Here is a 22,706-nt window from a genome sequence, read left to right as displayed (position 1 = left end):
CATGTCGACACCCGCGATCAACCCGGACGAACCGACCGTCACCCAGTTGCTGGTGCCGCTGGCCGGGGTGGACGACCGGGGCGTGTACTTCGAGGACACCTTCGTCAGCTGGCGTGACCACATCGCCGCCGGCACCCGACTCGGTGCGGCGCTGCGGGCCCGGCTGGACCCGGCCAAGCCGCCGCACGTCGGGGTGCTGGCCGGCAACACGCCGTTCTTCTCCGAACTGCTGGTCGCCGCCGCACTGGCCGGGGTGGTGCCGGTGGGCCTGAACCCGACCCGGCGCGGGGCGGCGCTGGCTCGCGACATCGCGCACGCCGACTGCCAGCTGGTGCTGACCGACAGCAGTTCCGGGGTGGACGTCGCGGGCGCGATCGACGTCGACTCGGACGAGTGGGCCGCGGAGGTGGCCGGGTTCACCGGTGCGCCGGTGACGTTCCCCGACACCGACCCCGACGACCTGTTCATGCTGATCTTCACCTCGGGTACCAGCGGTGATCCGAAGGCGGTGCGCTGCACGCACTGGAAGGCGGCGTTCCCCGGGGTGCTGCTCTCGCAGCGGTTCGGGCTCGGGCCGGACGATGTCTGCTACCTGTCGATGCCGATGTTCCACTCCAACGCGGTGATGGCCGGCTGGGCGGTGGCCGCGGCGGCCGGTGCGTCGATCGCGTTGCGCCGCAAGTTCTCCGCCTCGCAGTTCATTCCCGACGTGCGCCGCTACCGCGCCACCTACGCCAACTACGTCGGCAAGCCGCTGTCCTACGTGCTGGCCGCCCCGGAGCGGCCCGATGACGCCGACAATCCGCTGCGGCTGCTGTACGGCAACGAGGGCGCCCGCCGGGACCTGGAGCGGTTCGCCGAGCGGTTCGGCTGCCTGGTGGTCGACGCGTTCGGGTCCAGTGAGGGCGGCGTGGCGATCGCCCGCACCCCCGACACCCCGATCGGTGCGCTGGGTCCGCTGATCGACGGCAACGCCGTCGTCGACGTCGACACCGGCGAGCCGTGCCCGCCCGGCGTGGTCGGTGAGCTGGTGAACACCAGCGGGCGCGGCCAGTTCCGGGGCTACTACAAGGATCCCGACGCCGAGGCCGAGCGGATGCGCGGCGGGATCTACCACACCGGGGACCTGGCCTACGCCGACGAGAACGGCTACGCCTACTTCGCTGGCCGGCTCGGCGACTGGATGCGGGTGGACGGCGAGAATCTCGGCACCGCCCCGATCGAACGAATCCTGCTGCGTCATGACGACATCGCCCAGGTGGCGGTGTACCCGATCCCCGACCCGGCGGTGGGCGATCAGGTGATGGCCGCGCTGGTGCTGACGTCGGGAGCGTCGTTCGACGCCGAGGCGTTCCGTGATTTCCTTGCCGCACAATCGGATCTGGGCCCCAAGCAGTGGCCGGCACAGGTGCGGGTGATGGCCGAACTGCCGCGCACCGAGACGTTCAAGGTGCTCAAGCGGGTGCTGACGGCCGAGGGCGTCGACTGCGCCGACCCGGTGTTCGCGATCGAACGCCCGCCGCGGGGCACGTGATGGGCGTCGGGATACCGGTCCGGTGGCGCAGTCGGCACCGGGCCTGCACGACGATCGCGGCGGCACCACGGTTCCACGCCGGGCTGCGCCGCCTGGCTGAGCAGTCTGGCTGCGGCATCGAACAGATCAGCACCGAGGCCGAGCGGGATCTGGCTGGGATCGTGGCTGGAAACAGCCGGGCCCAAACCGAATTCACCGTCTTCGTGAGCCGGCAGATCTACACCCAGGGCTACGACCGGCAGATCGACGTCGATCCCGAACAGATCGAACGCGTCCGCGCGGCCATGCAGCAGCATCCGACCGTCACACTCGCCTCGCACCGGTCCTATCTGGACGGCATGGTGCTGCCCGCGCTCTTCAGCGAACTCGGCTTGCCCGGACGGCAGGTGCTCGTCGGCGGCAATATGGATTTCTGGCCGGTGGGACCGATCATGCGCCGCGCCGGCGGCATCTTCGTACGCCGCGACGGCACGGATGCGCCGGTGTACCGCTTCGCACTGCGGGAGTACATCGGGCACCTGATCGAGCAGCGGTCCCATCTGGAGTGGTTCATCGAGGGTGGGCGGTCACGCACCGGGAAGCTGTTGCCCCCCAAGCTCGGTGCGCTTTCCTACGTCGTCGACGCCTACCGGGAGGGGCGGGCCGAGGACGTCATGCTCATCCCGATCTCGATCACCTACGACCAGCTGCGCGAAGCGAAGGATTTCGCCGGTGAAGCCGGTGGTCGGGCCAAACAGGCGGAGAACACCGGCTGGCTGCTGCGGTACTGGCGGGAGCTGCGCGACCGCTACGGGAAGATCTACGTCAGGTTCGGGGAGCCGCTGTCGCTGCGTGCGGCGTTGGGGCCCCCGGCCCCGGCACACGGCGCCGAGTCCGGCGCAACCGCAGTGCAGGAACTGGCGTTCGAGGTGTCGCGCCGGATCAGCCAGGTGACGCCGGCAACCGGTACCGCACTGGTGGCGGTGGTGCTGCTGGGCGCCGTCGACCGGGCTCTCACACTGCGGCAGATCCGTGCCGCCCTCGCGGTGGTGCTGGAGTTCGCCCACCGCCACGACCTGCCGATGACCGACAGCGCTCGCGGCCTGCAGTCCGCTGCCGGGGTGCAGGCCGCGCTGGATGCGCTGATCCACCACGGGGTGGTCACCCGGTTCGACGACGGGACCGAACCGGTCTTCGGCATCGAGCCCGGGCAGCATCTGGTGGCGGCGTTCTACCGCAACGCAATCATCCACGCGTTCCTCAACAATGCCGTCCTGGAGGTCGCGTTGATCGAGGCCGCCAAGCCCGGCGTCACCGACCCGGGTGCCCGGTTCCTCGACGTCGCGCTGGCACTGCGTGATCTGCTTCAGTTCGACTTCTTCTTCGCCGAACGTGACGATTTCGGTGCGGCTCTGACCGCCGAGCTGGCGCTGTACGCGCCGGACTGGCGGGAGCAGTTGGCCGATGGTCCGGCCGGCGCCCGGCGGATTCTCGACGCGTTCCCGTTCCCGGTGGCCCATGTGGCACTGCGGCCATTCCTGGAGGCGTATCTGGTGGTCGCGCACGCACTGGAGCAGCAGCCGGGGCCGCTGCAGCGTCGACCGTTCCTCAAGTCGTGCCTGGGATTGGGCCGGCAGCTGCTGTTGCAGCGAATCATCGCGCGACCGGAATCGGTGTCGCAGCAGCTGTTCGAATCCGGGTGGCGGTTGGCGCAGCATCGCGGACTGCTGGACACCGATCAGGAGTCGATGGCCCGGCGGGTCGCGTTCACCGCCGAATTGCAGGAGATCCTCGCCGACATCACCGTGATCGGCGATATCGCCGCGGACCGGTTCGCCGTACTGCTGGCCGGCGATTCACGACGCGGCTGAGCGACCCCGCACCACTGCCAGGAACCGCTCCACGGCGCGCACCGTGTGATACACCCGCAGCGAAGGCAGCGTGTCGAAGGCATGCTGGGCGCCGGGGAGTTCTGCGTACACCACCGGATTGGCCGACACCGCAGTCAGATCCCGGACGAACTCCCGGGCCTGCTCGACGTGGAACAGCGAATCGTTCACGCCGTGCAGGACGAAGAACGGCGGCGCGTCGGGCGTGACGCGACCGATCGGCGACGCCTGATCCCACCGCGTCCGATCACGATCAGCCGGGGATTTGAAGAGCCGCTTCTGCAGCCAGCGCTCCATGTCGTCGCGCCCGCCGCCGTAGCGGTTGAGGAAGTCGTACACGCCGTAGAACGTCACCGCGGCGGCCACCGAGGTGTCGGCGCTCTCGAAGCCGGGCTGCCATTCGGCCCGGCCCGGTGTCAGCGCGGCCAGGGCGGCGAGTTGTCCCCCGGCGGATCCACCGGTCACCGCGACGAAACCGGGGTCGCCGCCGTACTCGGCAATGTGCGCTTTCACCCAGGCCAGTGCGCGTTTGACATCAATGATGTGGTCGGGCCAGTCGGCCCTCGGGCTGAGCCGATAGTTGACGGTGACGCAAACCCAGCCGCGATCGGCCAGATGCGCCATCAGCGGCTCACCCTGGCCCTCTTTGCGTCCGCTCACCCAAGCCCCACCGTGAATCTGGACCAGCACCGGCGCCCTCGCATCGTGGTCGAGGTCGGGGCGATGCCATACGTCGAGCGTGTGGTAGCGACGGTCCGGGCCGTAGCGGACGTCTCGGGCCACCCGATAGCGTTGCCGCACCACAGGATTCGGCACCGCGAGCCGACCCGGCCGTCGTTGCAGTACCGGGTCGGCCGGATCGGCGATGCCATGCCGGTAGCCGCCGCCCAGTCCGTCGATCAGTGCCAGCTCCAGGACCTGGCCGGCCGCCGCCGCGGTCCGGTGCACCCGCAGCAGCGCAACGGCGGACACCGCCGTGAGAGCGGTGGCGAGTCTGCCACGGCCGGTACGCAATCCACCGCCGCGGGCGGCAACCGCCGCAACCAGACTCGGCCCGAGCACGGTGTGCCACGGCATTTCGGAGACCGGCATGCCGAGCACGAAGGCGAGGATCGAGAGCGGTCCGGTCCGCCGCACCGGTCGCACCGCGTTGGCCGCCGCGGCCGCCCCCAGTACGCCCACGAGCAGCAGTCCCGTGTCGCGTCGTATGCGCATCCGCGGACCGTATCCGGTTCGGCGCCAACCGATCGCGCGGACATCTCACTGGCCGGGACGATTCGTGTCGCGATAGGGCGATCGATTGAATACTGCACCGATGAGCGACAGTTCCGCGGCCACCCGGCACCCGATGGCGCCGTTCGATGCGTTGATGTACCGGAGCGAAAGCGACCCGCACGCCCGGTCGGACATGATGGCGGTCTTCGTGCTGGCGGCAGCACCGGATTTCGGGCGGTTCGTCGAGACCATCGACCGGGCCTCCCGGCTGATCCCGGCACTGCGCCAACGGGTGGTCGACCCGCCGGTGCCGGCGCTGCTTCCGGTCTGGGCCGCCGATCCGGATTTCGACCTGCGCTACCACGTCCGCCGGATGCACCTGCCACAGCCGGGGACCATGCAGACCCTGCTCGATTTCCTTGCGCCGCTGGTGATGTCGCCACTGGACCGAGCCCGCCCCCTGTGGGAGTTCACACTGGTGGAGGGACTCGAGGACGGTCGGGCGGCGTTCGTCGCGAAGATGAACCACGCGATCACCGACGGCCTCGGCGCCCGGCACTACACCGAGATCATCTTCGACACCGAGCCCGAACCAGCGGCGACGCCGCTGCCACCGATCCCGGCACCGGTGGAGCTGACGCCGCGTGACCTGCTCGGCGAAGCACTGCGGCACGCACCGCAATCCGTTGTCGGCAGCACGTATCGACTGCTGCGCCTCGGCCTGAGACCCCGCTCGCTGTCGAGTGTGAGCGCGTTCGCCCAGTCCCTTCGGCGGGTGCTCGCCCCGTCACCGGTTGCGCCCTCACCATTGCTGCGCCGACGCAGCCTGCAGCGGCGACTGCTCACCACCGAGATCGACCTGGCCGACCTGGGTCGGGCCGCCAAGGTCGCGGGCGGCTCGATCAACGACGGGTTCCTCGCCGCGATCTGCGGCGGGTTGCGCCGCTACCACGAGAAGAACGGCGTCCCCATCGAGGCACTCAACATCGCCATCCCGATCAGTCTGCGCACCGCCGACGACCCGGCCGGCGGCAACCGGTGGGCGGGCGCACGCCTGGCGGTGCCGGTCGCCGAACCGGATCCGGCAACCCGGATCAAGTGCATCCGGGCACTGGTCCTGCAGGCCCGCCACGAACCGGCGGCCGACGCGCTGAGCCTGCTCGCCCCGGTGGCGGCGCGCATCCCGTCGGCGCTGCTGGCGCTGGCTGCGGGCAGCGGGTTGGCGGTGCACGACCTGCAGGTCAGCAACGTCCCGGGCAGCCCTGATCCCCTCTACCTGGCCGGGGTGAAGGTGGAGCAGATGTATCCGTTCGGCCCGCTGCCCGGCCCAGCCGCGATGATCGTGCTGAACTCCTATCGGCAGACGGCGTACGTCGGCATCAACCTGGACCCGGCGGCGATCACCGACCCGGAACTGTTCGCCACCTGTCTGGGCCAGGGGGTGGCCGAGGTGCTGGAGCTGGCGCAACCCGGGCCACGCAACATCGCAACCGCACCCCGCCGCCGTGCTACCAAGACCACGCCACGGGCGGCGCGGCGATGAGCGACTCCACGCTGCACCTGGTGACCGAGGCCACGCCGCGGCCGAAGCCCGTGCGGTTGCGACTGCCCGGCACCATCGCCGAGATCGAAGCCAGCCCGGCCGGACCTCAGGTGGGTGCGTTCTTCGACTTCGACGGCACGCTGATCGCCGGATACTCGGCGGCGGCGCTCGCCGCCGACCAGTGGGAGCGCCGCGACGTGGACCTCGGCGACGTCGCCCGAGCGATCAAGGGCGCACTGCGGGTCGGCGCCGGCCTGGCCGACGTCACCGAGTTCATGCGGCTCAGCGCGCGGTCCTGGCGCGGACGCGCCGACGTGGACCTGCATGAGTTGGGCGAGCGTGTCTTCACCCAGAAGATCGTCGACCTGATCTATCCGGAAGCGGTCGAGATCGTCCGCGCCCATCAGCACCGTGGCCACACCGTGGTGCTGTCCTCCTCCGCGCTGCCCTACCAGGTGCGGCCGATCGCCGACTACCTCGGGATCGAGGAGGTGCTCTGCACTGAGCTCGAAGTGGTCGACGGCATGCTGACCGGACAGATCGCCGGGGAACCGTTGTGGGGTGCCGGCAAGTCCGACGCGGTGCAGGCGTACGCCGGTCGCTGCCACATCGATCTGGCGCAGAGTTACTTCTACGCCGACGGCGACGAGGACACCGGACTGATGCACCTGGTCGGCAAACCGCGGCCGACGAACCCCGGCAAGCACCTGGCGGCGGTGGCCCGCCGGCGGAACTGGCCGGTGCAGCGGTTCACCAGCCGAGGTCCCGTCAGCCCGGCCACCCGCGCCCGCAGCCTGGCCGGATTCTTCAGTGTCGTCCCGATCGCGGCGATCGGCGGCGGCATCGGCCTGCTGCGCGGAAGTAAGCGGGCCGCACTGGATTTCGTCAGCGAGCAGTGGTTCAGCACCCTGCTTCACCTGGCGGGTGTCACGATCAACGTGGTCGGCGAACAGAACCTGTGGGCGCAACGCCCGGCGGTGTTCGTCTTCAATCACCGCACCAACTTCGACGGGTTCATCGCCGCGGCACTGGTCCGCACCGGCTTCACCGCCGTCGCGAAGCGGGAACTCGAACACGATCCGTTCGTGGGAACCCTGGGCCGGCTCGCCGATGTGGCGTTCGTCGACCGCGGCAACACCTCGCGGGCGATCGAGTCGCTGGAACCGCTGCTGGCGCACCTGAAGACCCGGGGCATTTCGATCCTGGCCGCGCCGGAGGGCACCCGGGTGGCCGGTACCGCGGTCGGTGAGTTCAAGAAGGGACCCTTCCGAATGGCGATGGCGGCCGGGGTGCCGATCGTTCCGATCATCATCCGCAACGCCGACGTACTCGGCGCCCGCGGCGCGACCGTGCTCCGGCCCGGGGTCGTGGATGTGGTGGTGGGCGAACCGATCTCGGTAACGGACTGGACGGTGGAGGACCTGGGCGAACGGATCGCGGGGGTGCGGCAGTTGTTCGTCGACACACTCGCCGACTGGCCGGCGCAGTAGCCAGTCGTTCAGTTCGCAGACCTGCGGCACCCGCTGCAGCGCCGCGGTCACCGCCGCCGGATCGTAGGGCGGCGGCTCGGACAGTCCGTGCGGTTTCGCGTCCTTGGCCAGGATCGCGTCGAAGGCCTCGATCGCGCCGGTGATGGCGTCGCGGATCTCCGGGTCGGCGTCCGGGTTCTCGGTCAGCGCCAGCCGCAGCGGCGCGATGGCGGGCAGCGCGTCCGCCGCACCCAGGGGTTGGTGCAGGGCGTCGTAGATCAGTGCGTAACTGGTGCACAGCACGACGTCTTGGGTGTGGGAGTCGGGGGTTTCGACCGTCGGCTCAGCCAGGTGCTCCCCGACACTGACCAGCGAAGCGCCCACGGCGACACCGACCACACCGGCGGCCGCCGCGGCCACGATCGTTGTCCACGATGCGCGCATGACGCTGACTGTAGGCCGACTGCCGTCTGGTTAGAAGGGGCAATCGTCGGGAAGTGGCGGGGGCGCAGGTGGCGGTTGCCAGTCCGGCGGGAGTTGTTCGGGTTCATGTGGGTCGTTCACCCAGGCGCAGAACGGACTGGTGCTGGATCCGCCTTTCAACAGGTGGAGCCGGTCACGCATCCGGTTGCGGACCTTGAGGTCGGCGATCTCGCGCCGCCGCTGCGCGTGCAGTTCGTTAGCGGCTTCCCGGACACGGTTGTTCCGGCGGGCGCGTGCCACCTGGGCCGCCCGCTGGGTCGCCCAGTTCTGGCAGGGCTGCCGCAGGGGCCGCTGCCCGGTGGTACCCAGCGCATCGGCCAGTTCCGGGATCACCTCGGCACTGCCGGGTTTGGTCTCGAACACCGCACCGGATGGGCTTTTCCAGATCACCGTGCCGTCCTCGAGCTGCTGATCGTGCCAGCCGCCGAACGTCTTCATTCTGTGATGAAATCTGCAGAGGCACTTGAGGTTCGACAGCACCGTCGGCCCGCCAGCTGCCGGATCGGTGTGATTGAACGGGTTCGTATGATCCAGGTCGCAGATCGTGGCCCGGCGATGGCAGCCCGGGAATCGACAGGTGAGGTCGCGGCAGCGCACCGCGCGGGCCAACGCCGCGGAGGGCTGGTAGCGAAACGCCGCGGCCGGGTCAGCGGCGGGATTCAGCAGCCGCCAGGACGCTCCGGCGGCCAGCTGACGAACCTGCTCGGCGTCGATCACCCCGTACCCGTCCAGGTAGCCGGGCCGGTCCTGGGCGCCGGCGACGGTGGCGTCGGTCGCGATCACGTTGAGGATCACGCGCGTCCCGCCGGATTCCGCCGGTGCCGATCGTGTCGGACAATCCGCCCGGCCGCACCCACAGCGCAGCGACCGCCCCTCAGTCAACGCGGCGAGCGCGTCGGCCCGGCGCTGTACGAGATTGCGGGGATCCTCGGCGCAGACGGCTTGGGCGAGTTCGGTCAGCCGCCGGTCGAAAGCCGTGGCCGACGCGGCGGGGACCCTGCCATCGATCTTTGCGATGCCATCGCGATCGGGTCCGACCCAGATGTATCGGTTGTCATCAGCGTCCTTCCGACGCTGCCGGACGGCATCGGCATCAACGTCCAGCACCGCAGCGTCGACGGCGTTGATGATGCGCTGCCGCGACCACGTCGACCAGTTCTCGATGCGGGAGGCCAACTTCTCGTCGAGTTCGCCGATCAGGTCGTCGTCGACGAGATCGGTGCGGTCGATGACGATCTGGACACTGCGCCAGTCGATCCGGCCCTCGGCGAACAGCGCCGCAAGGCGCGGCAATCGGATGTCGAGTACTTCCGCGTAGTGCACCTGGCGTCCGGCGGCGGCCGGGGGCAGGTTCAGCAGGGCCGACACCTCGGCGCAAGCCCGTTCATAGCCGGCTACCATCTCCGGATGCTGGCCGATCGCCGACGGGCTCATTCCGTCATAGCGCCGGAGCAGCACGGCGATCGCCGCCAGCCGACGGGCGATCAGCACCGACTCCATGCGGTGGGTGGCCGCGATCAGATCCGCCAGCCGGCCCGGCGGGAGATCGGCGACCGCTTCCGGCGCCCCCTCCGCAACCCGCTCATCGAATATTGTCTCGAACATACGTTCGATCGTAGAGCAGGGGTCCGACACGTGCATCCGATCCGCATCCACATCCGCCGTCGCGGCGTCGACGTTTCGGCACACCCACGGTGAATACTCACACCCATGCGCACAGCCCGCCGAGGATTTGTCGCGACCCTGGCCGCCTTCCTCACCATCGCCCTGGCCTCCCCCGCCGCCGCCGATCCACTGCCGGCCAGCTTCGCCAGACTCGCCGGCACCGTCCCGGCCAGCATCGGCATCGCCTACGCCCCGGTCGGCCAGAACCAGGTCGGCACGCTCGGCACGCTGCAGAACGGCGTCGCCTGGTCGACGATCAAGGTGCCGCTGGCGATCGCGGCCATCCGCGCCAACCGCCCCAACGCCCAGGGGCTGGCCGCCAAGGCCATCACTGCGTCCGACAACGCCGCCGCCGAGCAGCTCTGGTCCGAACTGGGCTCCCCGGCGCAGGCCGCCCAGCAGGTGCAGGCGGTACTGCGGGAGGGCGGTGACACTGGCACCGCCGTCGAGTCCCGCCGGCTGCGCCCGGAGTTCACCGCCTTCGGACAGACCCAGTGGCCGCTGGCCAGGCAGGCCCAGTTCGCCGCGCACCTGCCGTGCATCACCGGGGACGCGCACGTCTACAACCTGATGTACAACACCATCGCCGACCAGCGCTGGGGGCTGGCGACCGTCGGCGCTCCGACCAAGGGCGGCTGGGGTCCCGGCCCGAGCGGCGGTTACCTGGTCCGCCAATTCGGCGTCGTCGGCACCCCGAGCGGTCAGCAGCTCGCGGTGGCGCTCGCCGCTCAGCCCAACGACGGCAGTTTCGAGTCCGGGGTGCAGGTGCTCAACCAGATGACGCAGTGGCTGTCGGCGAACGCCGCCGGGCTACCGGGTGGCCACTGCTAGGGGTAGGTTGCGGGTAAGCACTTGTTACCCGCGAGTAAGGAAACTGCCATGCCCGCTCCGTCCACCGCCGACTTCGACCGCCTGCGCGCCCTGGTCGCCATCGACGACGTCGAGGCCCGCCAGTCCCGCACCATCGACGAGGTGTTCACCGGCAAGCCCCTGACCACCATCCCGGTCGGCACCGCCGAGGACGTGACGGCGGCCTTCGTCAAGGCCCGCATCGCGCAGGCCCAGTGGGCGCGGCGCAGCGTCAAGGAGCGCGCCGCGGTCATCGAGCGGTACCGCGACCTGGTCGTGGCCAACCGGGGTTTCCTGATGGACGTCGCGCAGGCCGAGACCGGCAAGGCGCGTTCGGCGGCCCAGGAGGAGATCGTCGACATCATGCTCAATGCGCGGTACTACGCGCGGCACGCGGCGAAACTGTTGGCGCCCAAGCGGGTTCAGGGTCTGCTGCCGGGCATCGTGAAGACCGTCGTCAACCATCACCCCAAGGGTGTGGTCGGCGTGATCTCGCCGTGGAACTACCCCATGACGCTGTCGATCTCCGATGCCATCCCGGCGCTGATCGCCGGCAACGCGGTGGTGGTCAAGCCGGACAGCCAGACCCCGTACTGCACGCTGGCCAACGCCGAACTGCTGTACCAGGCCGGGCTGCCGCGGGAGCTGTTCGCGGTGGTGCCCGGGCCCGGGTCGGTGGTGGGCACCGCGATCACCGCCCAGTGCGACTACCTGATGTTCACCGGCTCCAGCGCCACCGGCCGCACCCTGGCCGAGCAGTGCGGTTCCCGGCTGATCGGGTTCTCCGCGGAACTCGGCGGCAAGAACCCGATGATCGTCACCAAGGGCGCGAACCTGCCCGAGGTCGCCAAGGCCGCCACCCGCGCCTGCTTCTCCAACGCCGGTCAGCTGTGCATCTCGATCGAGCGCATCTACGTCGAACGCGACATCGCCGACGAGTTCGCCGAGAAGTTCGCCGCCCAGGTGCGCGACATGACGCTCTCGGCCGCCTACGACTTCTCAGCCGACATGGGCAGCCTGATCTCCGAGGACCAGATCAAGACGATCTCCCGGCACGTCGACGACGCAAAAGTGAAGGGCGCCAAGGTGATCGCCGGTGGCAACGCCCGCCCCGACATCGGCCCGCTGTTCTTCGAGCCGACGGTGCTGTCCGGCGTCACCGACGAGATGGAGTGCAGCCGCAACGAGACGTTCGGCCCGGTCGTCTCGATCTACCCGGTGGACTCGGTCGAGGAGGCCATCGAGCGCGCCAACGACACCGAATACGGGCTGAACGCCAGCGTCTGGGCAGCCAGCAAGGCGCAGGGCGAGGAGATCGCCGCGAAGATCAAGTCCGGCACCGTCAACGTCGACGAGGGCTACGCCCTGGCGTTCGGGTCCACCGCCGCGCCGATGGGCGGCATGAAGGCCTCCGGGGTGGGCCGCCGGCACGGCGCCGACGGCATCCTGAAGTACACCGAATCGCAGACGGTCTCCACCGCCCGGGTGCTGAATCTCGATCCGCCGCTGGGCATTTCGATGACGCTGTGGCAGAAGGCGCTGACCCCGATGATCCGGCTGGTGCAGGCGCTGCCGGGGCGGTAAACCGTGGCGGACCACGCCCGGGACCCGAAGCTGTTCTAGTTTCGTCGATATGAGTCGCCTCAGACGCCGTGCGGCAGCAGTGGTTGCGGTGAACATCGCTGTTATCGCAGCCCTGTCCTGGGCTGCTTACGCGACTCTGCATACCGCGGTATTGAGCACGGGTCCGACGATTTTCAATCCCGGCGCGATCGTCGTGCGCGTGGACGGGAAATCCTCGACGGACACGACAGAGATCGCGGTCCTGCAGGACATCGACTTCGACGACGACAACGCGTACGTCTCGTTCAGCGTCACCAGCCAAGAACCCCGGCGACGGGCGGTCATCGACATCTTCATCGTCACCGAACGCGATGAGCAGATCCGGTGCATCGACGGGTTACGGGCGGACGGCGACGGCATCTCGATCGCGATGAGCCCGATGGAAGCCTCGGACTGGCGTCAGCTGACCAAAGGTGAACGCGCCGAGGTTGAACCGTTCGATACCGCCGTCTACGAGGATGATGACAGCGATGCCAAGACGGAGTTCTGGTCGTCTTACCATGTCCAGCATTTCAACCGAATTGTGGCTTCCTGGAACGCCCAGGAGGGGCGGCAGCGACGCGGTCTGCCCCACGGTGGGATCGACCGGATTTACGGGAGTGTCGCGAAAGAAATCGAACAGAGCACATCGCCGCGATTGTTCGGCCAGGTGACGAGGGAGTTGAATTCCCGGGGCACCGGTGACGTCTACTGCGTCTTACCGAGGTCGGTGGTGATGCGCACCGCCGAGACCGGCGAGACGCTGGTGGCCCCGCAGATTGCCATCAGCGACGGCCGAAAGCTGGCCTCTACCACCTACATCCGAAGAAACCTCAACTACGACCTCGTCGAGAAACCCGACAATACCGTGGTCGACACCAGGATGTGGCGGTGGAGCCCACCCGGGGCGTTCACCGACTATTTCAAGTTCACCGAGACGCACAAGGCGCACCGGAAAGAGCAGTATTCGTTCCTCTCGGGAATCCTGGTTGGATTCGTGATCGCGGCGCTCAAATCCTTGGCACTGAACGTCTTCCGCCTCACCACCGGGCGCACGGACTTCTTCGCCGAATGATGTCTCAGCCCTGATCCAACGCTGTTTCCCGCTCGCTACCGGTCGTCGCCGTACTCGATCCGGTGCCGCAGCTGCTGCAGCCCGGCCTCCATGTGCCGGCCGAGGATGCCGTTGGCGAACACCCCGGTGAGCCAGCCGGTGGCCATGCCGGCGAACTCGGCGGTCACGGTCATGGTGACCAGAGCCCCATCGTCAGCCGAGGAGACCACCAGTCGCGCGTGGTGGCGGGTGCCGCGCACCGCGTACCAGCGCAGTTCCGACTCCGACGGCGGTTCGACCAGCACCCGCCCGCCGACGTGGATGGTGCCGACCCGCAGGTACAGGTCCCACTCCTGCGAGCCGTCCGGGTTGCGTTCGATCAGGTCGAAGCGTCCGAACGCCCCCATCGTCGGCAGCACGATGTCAGGGTCCAGTGCCACCTTCGCAACGTCACCGACCGGCCGGTGCACCGGCACCGACCGGGTGACCGCGCCCATCAGCCGAGTCCCGGGACGACGGTCTTGGCGGCCAGCGTCGACAGGCCGACCTGCATCACCGAGGTGACGTAACCGTAGGCGTCGTCGAAGTCCGGCTCGTCGCCGAACCGCTCGACCAGGTCGATCGCGGGCAGCACCTGGATGCGGATCTTGGCGGGCAGCGCGATGTGCGGCAGGTCGCCGGGGACCAGACCCCACGGGAAGCTCAGGCTGATCGGCAGCGACTTCACCCGCAGCAGGGTGTCCAGGTGCAGTGCCTTGGCGAGTCGGCGGCCGTCGTTGAGCACGAAGAACGTCTCCTGCCCGCCGGCCGCGACCACCGGGACGATCTTCACCCCGGCGGCGTGCGCCAGTTTCAGGAAGCCTTTACGGCCGTCGAAGACGATCTTGTTGCGGTCCCGCCACGGCCGCAGCGCCTCCACGTCACCGCCGGGATAGACCAGCACGTTGGCGCCGCGGCCCAGCACGTCGCGGGCGGCGACCTGGTCGGCCTGCACCACCCCGAACTTGCGAGCCATGTTGCCGACGACCGGCATGTTGGCGACGACCTTGTGCGCCAGCGCCACCAGCGGGCGGCCCTCCACGGTGAAGTAGGTGTGGTAGGCCAGCACGAAGATGAAGGTGTCCGGGATGTTCGCCCCGCCGCTGTGGTTGCCGACGAACAGCACCGGCTCGTCGGGCACGTTCTCGAAGCCGTGCACCTCGGCGCGGAAGTACAGTTGGGCGCCGAGCCACAACCGCGGGAGCCACTCCCGGATGAACTCCGGATCCCGGCCGTCGAGCCCCTCCGACGTGCGCGCGAACGCCCGGTTCAGCTCATCCATCGGTCGGGCCATGAGCAGATTGTCCGGCAGCCGGGCGGTTCGCGTGCTGGATTTCGGCCGCATCCTCTGGGGACCCGGCTCAGAAGAATTCTTTTCAACCAGTGTGAGATGCCTCACATGCGACAGTAAACTGTTCGCAGGCTGTTTGAGCACGCGACGAGCGGTAATCGGGGTACGCCATGACTTCTCAGCTCAGAAACCGGATGTCGGGCATTGCGATCGGGGGACTGTTCGCTGTCGGCTCCCTGTCGGTCGCCGTCGCATTCGCCGACAGCTACCCGCTGCCCAGCGGGGAAATGATCGAACCCGCGCCCGGGTCGACACTCGATGTCACAGGGTTCTATGGGATCACCACTGGCGCACCGGCGGCCGACGGCAGTGTGCAGGGGACGCAGACATTCGACGTCCTCAACAGCAGTGGAGATGTCATCGGATCCTTCAATGCGTTCGTAGGCACGAACATGTCGAACGTGACCAGCAGCACCAACGAAGAGATGCTGGTCAGCAGCATCATCACCGGCACCCCGGGGAGTGTCCCGCCCGTCGGATCGATACTCGACTACCTGGGTGCCGGGAACCCGCAATTCTCCAGTGATTACACGGATCTGGTGTCGACCGACGGCGGAGCGAACACGATCAACGACCCGGTGACGACGCCCTTTGGAACGTTTAATTTTTCCAATGCACTCGACGCGGCCGCTCACGTGGACCCGCATGTGGAGAAGCCGATCCCCCTCGCCGACGGTTACAGCATCGTCGCCGACCCCAATGCTTCGGAGTCGTTCATCGGCATCAACGGGCTTCCACCCATCTTCGTAGCCGGGCAGGGGACTCAGCTATTCGATCTCGACGACTCCACCGGCCAGACGGTCGGCACGTTCACCGCCGATGTCACCACCACCGGCGACGGACTCACCGGCCACAGCATCGCCCTACTGGTCACCTCCGATGTCACCGGCACCCCGGGCCAAGTCGCCGGTGACGTGCCCACCCCCGGGTCAGTCTTCAACCAGGTCTACGTCTTCAATCCGAACATCGTGAACACCTACGCCGACATCGCGTCACCGACACCCGGCGGCACGAACGCGATCTCGAATGTTTTCAACGTCTACGGCGTGACCCTCAACGGCAGCACCGCATTCGACGGTGTCAAAGGTCTGACCGACGGTTTCATCGGCAACAGCCCGCAGATTGAGTCGATACCCCTCGCCGACGGGCTGAAGGCGGTTCCGGTGGGCACCGAGACGTACAGCGGGATAGACGGGCAGCCAGGATTTTTCGAAGAGATCCAGGGCTATCAGCAGTTCAATGTCGAGAACAGCAGCGGAACCGTGGTCGCCACCTTCAACGCCGACGTGACGAACTACGCGGGCGGTAGCGTCAAGGACGAGGCACTGCTCGTCACGCAGGTTGGCACGGGCGGCACCGCCCCCGGGGATGCACCACCGGTGGGGTCCTGGCTGGAGTACACCGATGACGGCAACGGCTTCGCCACCAATTACGCAGATCTGGTCGGAGCGTCGCAGAACACGGTCAGCGAAACCTGGATCACGCCGTTCGGCGACTTCAACATCCCCACCACCGTCGATGCCGCCCAGGGATTGGCCGGCCTCGACTTCTTCGTCCCACCGGATCTGAGCCTCTGAGTCGGAGGCCAGCGACTCTTGCAACCAGCGAGCTCGACTCACCAGATTGGGAAGCGGACGGAGACCGCGGATATGACGACGGTACAGACCGACAGTCGCGGTCAGGTGACGCTGCCGGGGCACCCCAACCGACGATTCATCGTGCGCGAGAACGCCGACGGCAGCATCCTGCTCCAACCCGCACGGGTGGTGACCGAGGCGCAACACGAATACGACAGCAACCGTGAACTGCAGGAACTGCTGGCCCGGGCCACGGCTTCACCGAAAGTACGGCGAACCCGCCCGCGCAGAGCGCGCTGAGTCTGACGAATCCGGCTACCGGGCCTGCACCTCATCGGCCGACCGGGCCTCGGTCTGCTCCTTGGCCCAGCGGTAGTCCGGCTTGCCGGCCGGTGAGCGCTTCACCTCGTCGACGAACCACAGGCTGCGTGGCACCTTGTAGCCGGCGATCTCGTTGCGGGCGGCGGCGTTGATGTCGGCCAGTGCGGGCCGGGCACCGTCGCGCGGCTGGATCACCGCGGCCACACTCTGGCCGTAGCGTTCGTCGGGCACCCCGACCACCAGTGCGTCGAACACGTCCGGGTGGGTCTTCAGCGCCGCCTCGACCTCTTCGGGGTAGATCTTCTCGCCGCCGGAGTTGATCGACACCGAGCCGCGGCCCAGCATCGTCACGGTGCCGTCGGCCTCGACCTGGGCGTAGTCGCCGGGGATCGCGTAGCGCACGCCGTTGATGGTCTTGAAGGTCTCGGCTGTCTTCTTCTCGTCCTTGTAGTAGCCGACCGGGATATGCCCGCTCTTGGCGAGGATGCCCCGCACCCCCGAACCGGGCACCACCGGGTTGCCGTCCTCGTCGAGTACCACGGTCTTCTTGTCGATCGTGACCCGCGGGCCGCCGGTGTGCTCCTCGCCCTTGGCGACGATGCTGGTGCCGCCGAAGCCGGTCTCGCTCGACCCGATCGAGTCGGTGATGATCCGGTTGGGCAGCAGCTCCAGCAGCTTCTCCTTGATCGACGGGCTGAACAGCGCCGCGGTGGAAGCCAGCAGGAACAGCGACGACAGGTCGTACTGGTCAGCGGAATCCTGGTGTGCCAGCAGCGCATCCAGCAGCGGGCGGGCCATCGCGTCGCCGGTGAAGAACAGCAGGTTCACCTTGTGGTCGTGGATGGTGCGCCACACCTTGTCGGCGTCGAACTCCGGCTCCAGCACCACGGTGTGCCCGGTGAACAACGCCATCCAGGTGGCGGACTGGGTGGCGCCGTGGATCATCGGCGGAATCGGGTAGCGGATCATCGGCGGGTTCGCCGCGGCCTGCTTGGCCAGGTCGTACTCGTCGGCGACCGGCTCACCGGTGGCAAAGTCGGTGCCGCCGAACAACACTCGGTAGATGTCCTCGTGACGCCACATCACGCCCTTGGGGAAGCCGGTGGTGCCACCGGTGTAGAGCAAGTAGATGGCATCGGCACTGCGCTCGCCGAAGTCCCGCTCCGGGGAACCCTGCGCCAGCGCCGCCTCGAACTCCACCCCGCCGTAGCGCTGGTAGTCGCCATCGCTGCCATCCTCGACCACCAGGATCGTCTTGACGTTCGGGGTGTCGGGAAGGACCTTGGCTACTTTCTCGCTGTACTGGCGTTCGTGGACCAGCGCGACCATGTCGGAGTTGTCGAACAGGTAGCGCAGTTCGCCTTCGACGTAGCGGAAGTTGACGTTGACCAGGATCGCGCCGGCCTTGACGATGCCGAGCATCGCGACGACGATCTCCAGCCGGTTACGGCAGTACAGGCCGACCTTGTCGTCCTTCTTGACGCCCTGGGCGATCAGGTAGTGCGCAAGCCGGTTGGCCTTCTCCTCCAACTGCGCGTAGGTGAGCTGTTCGTCGCCACAGATCAGGGCCGTCCGGTCCGGGACGGCGTCGATGGCGTGTTCGGCAAGATCCGCGATATTGAGAGCCACACCACACAAACTAGAACGTGTTACATTTCGTTTTCAAGTCGGACGGCACCCCCGGAAAGGCAGGCCCTGGTGAGCGAGGCGCCCAGCGAGCCGCACGCCCTCATTGAGCAGCGCGGACACACCCTGATCCTGACGCTGAACCGCCCGCAGGCGCGCAACGCACTCTCCGGCGAAATGCTGCGAATCATGGTCGAGGCGTGGGACCGCGCCGACGCCGACGACGAGATCCGTTCGGTGATCCTGACCGGCGCCGGCGGCTACTTCTGCGCCGGGATGGACCTCAAGGCCGCCGACAAGAAGGCGCCCGGCGACTCGTTCAAGGACGGCAGCTACGACCCGTCGCGCATCGACGGTCTGCTCAAGGGCCGCCGGCTGACCAAGCCGCTGATCGCTGCCGTGGAGGGCCCGGCGATCGCCGGCGGTACCGAGATCCTGCAGGGCACCGACATCCGCATCGCCGGCGAGTCCGCCAAGTTCGGCATCTCCGAGGCCAAGTGGAGCCTGTACCCGATGGGCGGTTCCGCGGTGCGCCTGGTCCGCCAGATCCCCTACACCGTCGCCTGCGACCTGCTGTTCACCGGTCGGCACATCACCGCGCGGGAGGCGCTGGACTTCGGATTGATCGGCCACGTCGTCGAAGACGGCCAGGCGCTGACCAAGGCGCTGGAGATCGCCGAGTTGATCAACAACAACGGCCCACTGGCGGTGCAGGCGATGCTGCGCACCATCCACGAGACCGAGGGCATGCACGAGAACGACGCGTTCAAGATCGACACCGCGATCGGCATCAAGGTGTTCCTGAGCGACGACGCCAAGGAAGGCCCGAAGGCGTTCGCCGAGAAGCGCGCCCCGCAGTTCAAGGGGCACTGACCCCTCAGAGCAAGGCGTTGAACTCGGCGATCAGCGTCGGCAGGTTCCGTACCAGCACGAACGCCTCCACGCCGAGCGCCACCGCGCTGAGCCCGTTGTCGAACGCCATCGGCATGCCGAGCGCGTTGGTCAGGTCCCCGTCGGTTAGGAAGTTCGAGAACAGGGTGGCGTCGGTGGCCGGCAGCATCGTCGTCAGCGCGTTGAGGACGTCGTTGGTCGACGCCGCCATCCCGTTGAACGTGGACGCCAGGGCGCTGATGGCCCCGGCGATGTCGGCCAAGGAGTGCGAGCCGGAATCCGTTGCGGCGCCGTGCAATCCGCCGATCAATGCATCCAGGGTGTCCGGCTGAATGCTCGACGGGTCCTTGATGTCGGCCAGGAAGTCGTTCCAGCCCTGCTTGGCGCCGTCCGCCAGCGCCTGCATGATCGTGTTCCACTGGGCGCCGTCGATGCTGGGGAACAGCCCCGCCGGGGTACCCACATCGGCCGGAGTTGTCGACCAGCCGACATAGGGGTCGGCGCCGTAGCCCAGGTTCACCAGCACCTTCAGGTCCGGGGCCAGCAGGTCGCCGATCGGCCGGCCGGCGATCAGCCCGATCAGCTGCGCCAGCGGTAGCTGGTTGGGGTCCTCGATGCCCAGGTAGGTGGTGCCGCCGTCGTACCCGGGGCTGGTGTCGAGCACCTGCGCGTCGGCGATCTGCTCTTGCGTCAGCCCGACGCCGGGCGCCAGCAGTCCCTGAATGTAGAGCGGGTGCACCAGCCCCATGCCGAGCACCGCGTTGAGGTCGGACAGGAAGTTGATCGGGTACCGCGGGAAGTCGGCGAACCCGTCGTATTCCAGGGTGTAGATCGTGGTGGGGATGCCGGTGTCGGCAGGGGCGGCGCCGCTGAACGTCAGGCCCAGGCTGGGCAGGCTGGGGTTGGGGTCCTGCGGCAGGTTGAACCGCTCCAGGATGCCGCCGTTGGGGTTACTCGGATCACCCAGGGACAGGAACGTCAGTTTGCCGCCGCTGACATCGACGCCGTCGAGTTTGCCGTCGTGGATGTCGCCTTCCACCATCGCGTTGATCGTCGCGCTCTGCGAGACGCCGCCGACGAACACGTTGTGCCCGCCCTGGATCTGCTTCTTGATCTCGGTCTCCAGGATGGTGACGCCCTGGGCCACCGACTGGTCGAACGGCAACTGCTTGTTGATGCCCTCGATGGTCTGCAGCCCCTCGGGGGTGAACAGTCGCTCCACCGCGTAGTCGCCGAATCCCATGGGGACGAGGTAGTTCTCGGCGGCCACCTGGGTCAGGCCCACCGGCGGGATCGGCACGCCGCTGCCGCCCATCACCAGAGCCACCCCCTGGCCCGGCAGCGGCGCCACGTCGACCGGGATCGAGGAGTCGGTCAGCCGGATCCGATAGTGGGCCGCGGCACTGTGCTCCACCGCCGCCGGCGCCGGCAGGATCAGCAATGCGACCGTCAGTGCTGTCGAGCGTTTCATCCGCGACCTCCCCCAAGTCGTATCACTGTGTCCAGGCTGACAACTTGCTGAGGGAAACGGAAACACCAAACGGCGGTCGGATCTACAACGCTGTCGTTGTCAATCAGGGCCGATTCTCGATCATCGCCACCATCTCGGACTCCCGATCCCGCACCACACATGCGGCATCGACGAATCCCGTGACCAGCGGTGACCGTTCATCGGTCGGCCAACCGACCGCGATCGACGAACCGGGCCAGTCGTCGATCGGCAGATAGCGCACCCCGGGCAGCGACATCAGCCGCGCCACCGCCGAACTGGTGACGGCAACCGCCACCCCGGCCGCCACCACCTGTGCCTCCTCGGTGATCGAGGTGACCGGCACGATCCGGGCCTGCGACGACTCGGCGCGGATCGTCTCCAGCGACCAGAACGCATGCCAGACGTCGTCGGCGCCGGGGGACTGGGTGATCGGGTCGTCGGTGAGATCGTGCGCGGACACCGACGCCCGCTCGGCGAAACGGTGCGCCGTCGACACCATCGCCACCACCGGGTCGACGAGAAGCACCTCGGTCTCGATGCGCGCGGTGTCCTGCGGCAACCGCAGGAACGCCACATCGCTCTCCCCCGACGCCAGCCCCGCCGACGGGTCACCGATCGGATGTTCGTGCATCTCGACGACGACGTCGGGGTGGGTTCTGCGGAACTCAGCGACGATGTAGGGCGTCAACTCCAGTGCAGCGCCGGGTGCGTAGCCCAGCCGCAGCGTGCCGGCCAGCCCGCGTACGGTGCGCCGCGCCGTCTCGGCCGCGCCGTCCAGTGCGGCCAGCGCCGCACGCGCTCCCGCCAGAAAGACCTCACCGGCCGGTGTCAGCGCGACCACGCGGGTGCTGCGCTCCAGCAGTTTGACGCCGAGCTCGTCCTCGAGGTCCCGGATCTGGCGGCTGAGGGCCTGCTGGGCCAGGTACACCCGCGCCGCGGCCCGGCTGAAGTGCAGTTCCTCGGCCAGGACGACGAAATGGCGCAGCTTGCGGGTGTTGATGTCGATGATGGCGAATCGTAGTCCGCCGCAAGGGTCGATAAGGGTCCAATTAGGGTCATCAGCATGCAGATCGCGGTCACCGGGGGTACCGGCTACGTCGGAGCGCACACCGTCAAAGCACTGTTGGAGGGCGGCCATTCGGTGCGCCTGCTGACGATCCCCGGCGGTGCCGACGACCTGGTGATCGCCCGGCTGCGCGAACTCGGCGACGTCGACGTGCGGGTGGGCGACATCCGCGACTCGGCGGTGGTCGGGCAACTGCTGGACGGCTGCGACTCGGTGCTGCACGCTGCCGGAGTGGTCGGCACCAACGACCGCATGGAGAAGTTGATGTGGGACATCAACGCCCACGCCACCGAGGACATCCTCACCCGCGCGGCGGCCGCCGGTTTGGACCCGATCGTGTCGGTCAGCAGCTACAGCGCGCTGTTCCCGCCGCCGAACGGGGTGATCGGCCCGGACTCCCCGCCGGTCGACGGTCGTAGCGCCTATGCGCGCACCAAGGCCTACGGCGAGCGGGTGGCCCGACGGCTGCAGGACGAGGGTGCCCCGGTGGTCATCACCTACCCGTCGTCGGTGATCGGCCCGGCGTTCCACACCGCACCCGGCGTCACCGAGCGGGGCTGGAACGCGATCGTGCGGTACCGGGTGGCGCCGGTGGTGCGCGGCGGGATGGCGATGGTCGACGTCCGCGACCTGGGCCGGGTGCACGAGGCCGTGATGCGCCCGGGTCGCGGGCCGCACCGCTACCTGTGCGGCGGGATCATGGTCTCCTTCGCCGAGATGGTCGACGCGGTGGAAGCCGGCCTGGGCGCCAAGGTTCGCCGAATCCGGCTGGCGCCCAGCGTGTTCAAGGGCATCGGCCGGGTGTCGGACGTGGTGAGCCGGTTCGTTCCGCTGAACGAGTCGCTGAGCTACGAGGCGGCGTGGCTGTTGACGTCGGCCACCCCCACCGATGATTCGAAGACCCTGGCGGATCTGGGCATGCAGTGGAGTTCTCCGCTGGACGCGATCGTGGAGTCGCTGCGGAAGTAGCCGCGTCCCTCTTTTTGGCCCGAGCGTGCACACTTCACCGGCGTTCACGCAGGTAACGGGCTGTTGCGGAATTGGTTTGGTCGGTGGGGTTG

The 22,706-nt window shown here is 68.1% G+C and carries 18 protein-coding genes; 11 read left to right on the top strand and 7 right to left on the bottom strand.

The window, feature by feature from the left end; genetic code table 11:
- The first annotated feature begins 1 nt into the window (after window position 1).
- On the top strand, window positions 2-1,534 hold the full coding sequence (fadD17, locus tag KIH27_RS12645; protein ID WP_214093304.1) for a long-chain-fatty-acid--CoA ligase FadD17: 1,533 nt from the start codon (window positions 2-4) through the stop codon (window positions 1,532-1,534).
- On the top strand, window positions 1,534-3,384 hold the full coding sequence (locus tag KIH27_RS12640) for a 1-acyl-sn-glycerol-3-phosphate acyltransferase (protein ID WP_214093303.1): 1,851 nt from the start codon (window positions 1,534-1,536) through the stop codon (window positions 3,382-3,384). The genes fadD17 and KIH27_RS12640 overlap by 1 nt, the downstream gene beginning before the upstream one ends.
- Here KIH27_RS12640 and KIH27_RS12635 read toward each other — a convergent pair.
- Window positions 3,370-4,617: an alpha/beta hydrolase gene (locus KIH27_RS12635; RefSeq protein WP_214093302.1), complete on the bottom strand. Its 1,248-nt coding sequence runs from the start codon at window positions 4,615-4,617 to the stop codon at window positions 3,370-3,372. The two genes, KIH27_RS12640 and KIH27_RS12635, sit on opposite strands and share 15 nt — an antisense overlap.
- A gap of 100 nt (window positions 4,618-4,717) precedes the next feature.
- Here KIH27_RS12635 and KIH27_RS12630 point away from each other — a divergent pair, with 100 nt between their 5' ends.
- Together KIH27_RS12630 and KIH27_RS12625 are read left to right on the top strand one after the other, a co-directional pair.
- The gene (locus KIH27_RS12630; protein ID WP_214093301.1) at window positions 4,718-6,160 is read left to right on the top strand and encodes a wax ester/triacylglycerol synthase family O-acyltransferase; all 1,443 of its coding nucleotides are present in this window, start codon (window positions 4,718-4,720) and stop codon (window positions 6,158-6,160) included.
- On the top strand, window positions 6,157-7,650 hold the full coding sequence (locus KIH27_RS12625; RefSeq protein WP_214093300.1) for an HAD-IB family hydrolase: 1,494 nt from the start codon (window positions 6,157-6,159) through the stop codon (window positions 7,648-7,650). The genes KIH27_RS12630 and KIH27_RS12625 overlap by 4 nt, the downstream gene beginning before the upstream one ends.
- A gap of 453 nt (window positions 7,651-8,103) precedes the next feature.
- Here the strand turns inward: KIH27_RS12625 and KIH27_RS12620 are convergent, their stop codons facing one another.
- A complete protein-coding gene (locus KIH27_RS12620) occupies window positions 8,104-9,612 on the bottom strand; it encodes an HNH endonuclease signature motif containing protein (protein WP_250150057.1) in 1,509 nt (502 codons plus the stop codon).
- A 210-nt stretch (window positions 9,613-9,822) separates the two neighbouring features.
- On the opposite strand from KIH27_RS12620, the gene KIH27_RS12615 reads away from it, so the two are divergent.
- The 3 genes from KIH27_RS12615 (at window position 9,823) to KIH27_RS12605 (ending at window position 13,303) form a co-directional block, all read left to right on the top strand.
- Complete coding sequence (locus KIH27_RS12615) at window positions 9,823-10,608, top strand: serine hydrolase (RefSeq protein ID WP_250150051.1); 786 nt, start codon at window positions 9,823-9,825, stop codon at window positions 10,606-10,608.
- A gap of 21 nt (window positions 10,609-10,629) precedes the next feature.
- On the top strand, window positions 10,630-12,210 hold the full coding sequence (locus KIH27_RS12610; protein WP_284144727.1) for a succinic semialdehyde dehydrogenase: 1,581 nt from the start codon (window positions 10,630-10,632) through the stop codon (window positions 12,208-12,210).
- Between the two features lie 88 nt (window positions 12,211-12,298).
- Window positions 12,299-13,303 (top strand): hypothetical protein, encoded by a 1,005-nt coding sequence (locus KIH27_RS12605; RefSeq protein WP_214093297.1) that lies wholly within the window; start codon window positions 12,299-12,301, stop codon window positions 13,301-13,303.
- 35 nt (window positions 13,304-13,338) lie between these two features.
- Here the strand turns inward: KIH27_RS12605 and KIH27_RS12600 are convergent, their stop codons facing one another.
- Both KIH27_RS12600 and KIH27_RS12595 read right to left on the bottom strand, forming a co-directional pair.
- On the bottom strand, window positions 13,339-13,779 hold the full coding sequence (locus tag KIH27_RS12600) for an SRPBCC family protein (RefSeq protein ID WP_214093296.1): 441 nt from the start codon (window positions 13,777-13,779) through the stop codon (window positions 13,339-13,341).
- Window positions 13,779-14,615: a 1-acyl-sn-glycerol-3-phosphate acyltransferase gene (locus KIH27_RS12595; RefSeq protein WP_214093295.1), complete on the bottom strand. Its 837-nt coding sequence runs from the start codon at window positions 14,613-14,615 to the stop codon at window positions 13,779-13,781. The genes KIH27_RS12600 and KIH27_RS12595 overlap by 1 nt, the downstream gene beginning before the upstream one ends.
- Window positions 14,616-14,806: 191 nt before the next feature.
- Between KIH27_RS12595 and KIH27_RS12590 the strand changes: the two genes are divergently transcribed.
- A complete protein-coding gene (locus tag KIH27_RS12590; RefSeq protein WP_214093294.1) occupies window positions 14,807-16,249 on the top strand; it encodes a hypothetical protein in 1,443 nt (480 codons plus the stop codon).
- 72 nt (window positions 16,250-16,321) lie between these two features.
- Complete coding sequence (locus KIH27_RS12585; protein ID WP_214093368.1) at window positions 16,322-16,549, top strand: hypothetical protein; 228 nt, start codon at window positions 16,322-16,324, stop codon at window positions 16,547-16,549.
- 15 nt (window positions 16,550-16,564) lie between these two features.
- On the opposite strand, the gene KIH27_RS12580 is transcribed toward KIH27_RS12585, so the two are convergent.
- The gene (locus KIH27_RS12580) at window positions 16,565-18,199 is read right to left on the bottom strand and encodes an acyl-CoA synthetase (RefSeq protein WP_214093293.1); all 1,635 of its coding nucleotides are present in this window, start codon (window positions 18,197-18,199) and stop codon (window positions 16,565-16,567) included.
- Window positions 18,200-18,268: 69 nt separating this feature from the next.
- Between KIH27_RS12580 and KIH27_RS12575 the strand changes: the two genes are divergently transcribed.
- Window positions 18,269-19,069, top strand: a complete 801-nt coding sequence (locus tag KIH27_RS12575; RefSeq protein ID WP_214093292.1) for a crotonase/enoyl-CoA hydratase family protein — start codon at window positions 18,269-18,271, stop codon at window positions 19,067-19,069.
- A gap of 4 nt (window positions 19,070-19,073) precedes the next feature.
- On the opposite strand, the gene KIH27_RS12570 is transcribed toward KIH27_RS12575, so the two are convergent.
- Both KIH27_RS12570 and KIH27_RS23005 read right to left on the bottom strand, forming a co-directional pair.
- Window positions 19,074-20,558, bottom strand: coding sequence for a PE-PPE domain-containing protein (locus KIH27_RS12570; protein ID WP_214093291.1), 1,485 nt, complete (start codon window positions 20,556-20,558; stop codon window positions 19,074-19,076).
- A 103-nt stretch (window positions 20,559-20,661) separates the two neighbouring features.
- Window positions 20,662-21,687: a LysR family transcriptional regulator gene (locus KIH27_RS23005; RefSeq protein ID WP_307856866.1), complete on the bottom strand. Its 1,026-nt coding sequence runs from the start codon at window positions 21,685-21,687 to the stop codon at window positions 20,662-20,664.
- Here KIH27_RS23005 and KIH27_RS12560 point away from each other — a divergent pair.
- A complete protein-coding gene (locus tag KIH27_RS12560) occupies window positions 21,643-22,614 on the top strand; it encodes an NAD-dependent epimerase/dehydratase family protein (protein ID WP_214093289.1) in 972 nt (323 codons plus the stop codon). The genes KIH27_RS23005 and KIH27_RS12560 overlap by 45 nt on opposite strands.
- The last annotated feature ends 92 nt before the right edge of the window (window positions 22,615-22,706 follow it).

Origin of the sequence: Mycolicibacter acidiphilus, from assembly GCF_018455725.1 — a bacterium.
Taxonomy (GTDB): Bacteria; Actinomycetota; Actinomycetes; order Mycobacteriales; family Mycobacteriaceae; genus Mycobacterium; species Mycobacterium acidiphilum.
This window is presented reverse-complemented; position numbering and strand designations above follow the sequence as displayed.